The sequence below is a fragment of the Polynucleobacter sp. 39-46-10 genome (genome assembly GCF_002282275.1).
On the sequence record NZ_NCJB01000203.1, the window covers coordinates 1 to 4,306 of the forward strand.

Here is a 4,306-nt window from a genome sequence, read left to right on the forward strand (position 1 = left end):
GCTTGTTAGAATGGAGTCCATGACTTCATTGGCTTTAGCCCGTTCGTGGCGCCCCAAAACTTTCTCCCAATTGGTAGGACAAGACCATGTGGTTAAGGCATTAACCCATGCCTTAGACCAAGGTCGACTACACCACGCTTGGCTCTTTACAGGCACTCGCGGGGTCGGAAAGACCACCATTGCCCGAATTATGGCCAAAGCCCTCAATTGCACCGGGGAAGATGGCCAAGGGCGCATGACCTCGGAGCCTTGCGGAAAATGCCCAGCTTGCTTAGAGATCGATGCCGGTCGCTTTGTTGACTATATTGAGATGGATGCTGCGAGTAATCGCGGGGTGGACGACATTGCCGCTCTATTAGAAAAAGCAGCCTACGCCCCTAGTAATGCACGGTACAAGGTCTACATGATTGACGAGGTGCACATGCTCACCAATCATGCCTTTAATGCCATGCTCAAAACGCTTGAAGAGCCGCCAGAACATGTGAAATTCATCCTGGCGACAACTGATCCCCAAAAGATTCCAGTCACCATTTTGTCCCGTTGCTTGCAGTTCAATCTCAAACAAATGCCGGTACCGCTCATCGTTGAGCATTTAGAAAAAGTACTTGCCGCAGAAAACGTTGAGTGTGAGACCAATGCACTGCGTGTTTTAGCAAAAGCAGCGCAAGGTTCTATGCGCGATGCTTTGTCACTGACGGATCAAGCGATTGCTTATGCTGCTGGCAAAGTATCTGAAGAGGCAGTACGTGGCATGCTCGGCACGCTCGATGATGCATACCTCATCAGAATTTTGGATTCACTGATTGCTAAAGATGGTGCGACATTGTTAGCCATTTCCAATGAGATGGGTGAGCGCAGTATGTCTTTCTCATTAGCACTGGCTGATCTCTCTAGTCTCATTCAGAAAATTGCAGCCGCACAAATTGTTCCTGAATCTGTACTAGAAGACTGGCCAGAAGCGGCCGAGATTCGTCGCTTAGCTGGTGCACTGACAAAAGAAGAGGCGCAACTCTTCTATCAAATCAGCATTACTAGCCGTCCCGATTTATCGCTAGCTCCAGATGAGCAAACTGGCTTTGCTATGACTCTTCTGCGGATGCTGGCCTTTCGTCCCGGAAATGAAACTCCCAGTAGAGCAGGGGGCTCAGCGCCACCAGTAGCTTCGGCACCAAGACCGTCTGCACCAGCAAATCAAACTGCTGCTCCAGTAAGGTCTGCGCCTGCAGCATCTGCTCCAGCCACTGCTAAACCTGCTGCCGCAGCTCCAGCAGTTCCTGCACCAACTGCTACTGCATCTGCAGCCAATCGTCCAGACTGGCATTCCTTAATGCGCCAGTTGCCGGTTAAAGGCTTGGTTCAACAGTTAGCATTTCAGACGGAGTTGCAAGATTGGGAAGATTCACCAGCAGGTGTGCGCGCTACTGTTGTGACACCGATGCCGCAACTGGCATCCGAAGCTTCTATTGGCCGCCTTGCAGATGCATTAACAGCACACTTTGGCAAACCCATCAAAGTCATTATCGAGAAGGGTGAAGTTGAGGGTAAGACAGTCGCTAAGGTCGATGCGCAGATTCATCAAGAGAAAAGACAAAACGCAGAGCAAATGATTGCGCAAGATCCATTTATTCAGCAATTAGAAAAAGAGTTTGGAGCCAAAGTAGTTGGTGGCTCTGTAAAGCCTCTTTGATTGCCCAGTTCAATATTGATAGACATATAAGTAAGCAAAGGAAATAAGCGATGATGAAAGGCGGCCTTGCGGGTTTGATGAAACAAGCCCAGCAGATGCAAGAGAAGATGAAAGTAGCGCAAGAGCAATTGGCTGCGCTTGAAGTCACTGGCCAAGCGGCTGGCGGTTTAGTCAAAGTGAGCATCTCTGGCAAATATGAGATGAAGCGCGTGCAGATCGATCCAAGTGCAATGGATGATCGCGAAATGCTCGAAGACTTATTGGTTACCGCCTATACAGATGCATTCAAACAAGTAGAGGCTGCTAATGCACAAGTGATGTCTGGTGCTACTGCAGGTATGCCGATGCCTCCTGGATTTAAGCTGCCGTTTTAATCATCCTTAGAAATATCTTTATTTAATGGCACGTCAAGAAGCTCCGCAAGATGCCCTTGGTCGTTTGATCGAGGCATTGCGTGTATTACCTGGCGTAGGCCCCAAGTCTGCTCAGCGCATGGCTTTTTATTTGCTTCAGCATGATCGCAATGGTGCTGCAGTGCTTGCTCAGTCATTGGGTGAAGCAGTAGAGACTGTAGGTCACTGTGCCCGTTGTAATACTTTCTCCGAAACCCAGATCTGCGCTACTTGTAATGATGACCGTCGTGATCCATCTTTGCTATGCATTGTGGAAACGCCCGCTGATCAAGTGATGGTCGAGCAGACTTTGAGTTTTAAAGGTAATTACTTTGTATTAATGGGTCGGATCTCGCCACTTGATGGCATGGGCCCTAATGAAATTCATTTTGATCGATTGCTAAGCCGTATTGAAGCGCCAGATACTGGAGTGCCAGTGCGAGAAGTAGTTCTGGCAACGAATTTCACGAGTGAAGGTGAGGCCACAGCCCATTACATTGGTGAAGTACTCAAATCCAAAGGCATCAAAGTCACCAGAATCGCCAGAGGTATTCCGGTGGGTGGTGAGCTTGAGTATGTGGATGCAGGCACATTAGCCAGAGCGCTGATGGATCGGCGCTAAGTTTGGTATATCTAAGTTATATCCCAAATCCCCATTAATAAGGTGCTTAGTAAAAAGTTGCTTTTTGCAACCTTTTGTATTAAATTGATACTAGTTTAATAAGGAGCTCATTATGGCTATAGCAATCAAGTTATCGGATATATTGGTGGAAGACGCCAAGCCCTATGCTCAGGCAATGCATAGATCAGTACCTAAGCAAATTGAGTACTGGGCTCGCTTGGGTAAGGTCGCTGAAGAGAATCCTGATCTACCCATCAACATGCTTCAAGATATGCTCGTAAGTATTGAAGAGGTAAAAGCTGGCAATCTTTCCCCATATAAATTCGGATGAGGGTATTAACAACCCCTCGATTTGATCGAGCTATTAAGAAAATTTCTCCCGCCGAAAAGAAGGCCCTTGATTCAGCGGTTAAAGATATTACCTCCAAGCCATTTGTTGGGGATATGAAGAAGGGTGATTTGTTGGGTGTGCAGGTTTATAAGTTTCGCCATCTCCATCAACAAACGTTGTTGGCATACTCGGTTAGTCTGGATGGAACTCAAATCGCATTAATTGGCTATGGAGTTCATGAAAATTTTTATCGAGACCTTAAGCGATAGGGCGAAATAGGCTCAATAGTCACTAAAGCGACATAAATTCTAGGTAAGTTAATCCTTTTTAGGGATAATTTGGCCTGCACTCCTGATGAGCTTCAATCTCACGCAGTGCCTATCCGAGTTGTCTGGTTTTTACCCCGGTAGATCTGACCTTTAGTTTCTTTTCTAGTGATTGATTGGTCATTGATGCTCAGTATTGTGAAATTGTGAATGTCCCACAAATCCTATCTTCTTCTGTTGAGCTTGCTTGCTGCCTTTGGTAGCACGACTGCGCTCGCACAAAAAGCAGGATCAGGGTCAGATCAGATTGCAAGTTTCGCCTCCCCAATTGAGGGTGTTCCAACTGAGGGAGAGCTCTTTGGGTTGCCTGTAAATCTGCATGGGCAAACGACTTACATTAATCAGCGTTATAACAATTTCAATTCATCTTATTCTGGGCAGAATAGTTTGAATGCTCAAAAATCCATGAGCTATACCTGGTCGGGCACCTTATTCATGGGTGCACGCCTAGCACCCAATACCGATGTCTACTTCAATCCGGAAGTGATTTCTGGTGTGCCATTTTCTGGATTAGTTGGTCTTGGGGGTTTTCCTAACGGCGAGGGTAGTAAGGCTACTGGGGCGCAAGCCAAGTTTTATTCTGCTCGTGCTTTTGCGCGTCATACGATTAATCAAGAGGGCGATAAAGTCGTTCTTGAGAATGAAGCCAATCAAATTACGCAAACCGTGAGTAGTAATCGCATCGTGCTTACTGGTGGTCAGTTCTCCACGCTCGATATTTTTGATGACAGCCGATATGCTAAAGATCCTCGCATCCAGTTTATGAACTGGGGCAATATGACCTATCTGGCTTATGACTATGCAGCTGACGCCAGAGGCTATAGCTGGGGATTGGCGGGTGAGTGGTATCTCGATAACTGGGTGATGCGCGCTTCCAGAATGCTCGCCCCCAAATCACCCAATGGCCGTGACCTTAATTGGCAAATCTTTAATACCTATGGCGATCAA

The 4,306-nt window shown here is 47.0% G+C and carries 5 protein-coding genes and 1 pseudogene; all 6 read left to right on the forward strand.

The features are described 5' to 3' along the window. Positions 1-19: 19 nt before the first annotated feature. Entirely contained in the window at positions 20-1,687 is a 1,668-nt protein-coding gene (gene dnaX, locus B7X71_RS12585) for a DNA polymerase III subunit gamma/tau (RefSeq protein WP_293600913.1), read from the forward strand. A gap of 50 nt (positions 1,688-1,737) precedes the next feature. After that, a complete protein-coding gene (locus B7X71_RS12590; RefSeq protein WP_293598137.1) occupies positions 1,738-2,061 on the forward strand; it encodes a YbaB/EbfC family nucleoid-associated protein in 324 nt (107 codons plus the stop codon). A 25-nt stretch (positions 2,062-2,086) separates the two neighbouring features. After that, positions 2,087-2,701 (forward strand): recombination mediator RecR, encoded by a 615-nt coding sequence (gene recR, locus B7X71_RS12595; protein WP_215301015.1) that lies wholly within the window; start codon positions 2,087-2,089, stop codon positions 2,699-2,701. Between the two features lie 112 nt (positions 2,702-2,813). Beyond that, entirely contained in the window at positions 2,814-3,032 is a 219-nt protein-coding gene (locus B7X71_RS12600; protein ID WP_215301013.1) for a ParD-like family protein, read from the forward strand. Then, positions 3,029-3,301, forward strand: coding sequence for a type II toxin-antitoxin system RelE/ParE family toxin (locus tag B7X71_RS12605; RefSeq protein ID WP_293600912.1), 273 nt, complete (start codon positions 3,029-3,031; stop codon positions 3,299-3,301). The genes B7X71_RS12600 and B7X71_RS12605 overlap by 4 nt, the downstream gene beginning before the upstream one ends. 207 nt (positions 3,302-3,508) lie before the next feature. Further along, a pseudogene (locus B7X71_RS12610) lies at positions 3,509-4,306 on the forward strand (porin); the annotation flags it as partial.

Excerpts from the sequence above, each read along its gene's own strand:
- dnaX (WP_293600913.1), top strand. The coding sequence starts at position 20 with ATGACTTCATTGGCTTTAGCCCGTTCGTGGCGCCCCAAAACTTTCTCC.
- B7X71_RS12590 (WP_293598137.1), top strand. The coding sequence starts at position 1,738 with ATGATGAAAGGCGGCCTTGCGGGTTTGATGAAACAAGCCCAGCAGATG.
- recR (WP_215301015.1), top strand. The coding sequence starts at position 2,087 with ATGGCACGTCAAGAAGCTCCGCAAGATGCCCTTGGTCGTTTGATCGAG.
- B7X71_RS12600 (WP_215301013.1), top strand. The coding sequence starts at position 2,814 with ATGGCTATAGCAATCAAGTTATCGGATATATTGGTGGAAGACGCCAAG.
- B7X71_RS12605 (WP_293600912.1), top strand. The coding sequence starts at position 3,029 with ATGAGGGTATTAACAACCCCTCGATTTGATCGAGCTATTAAGAAAATT.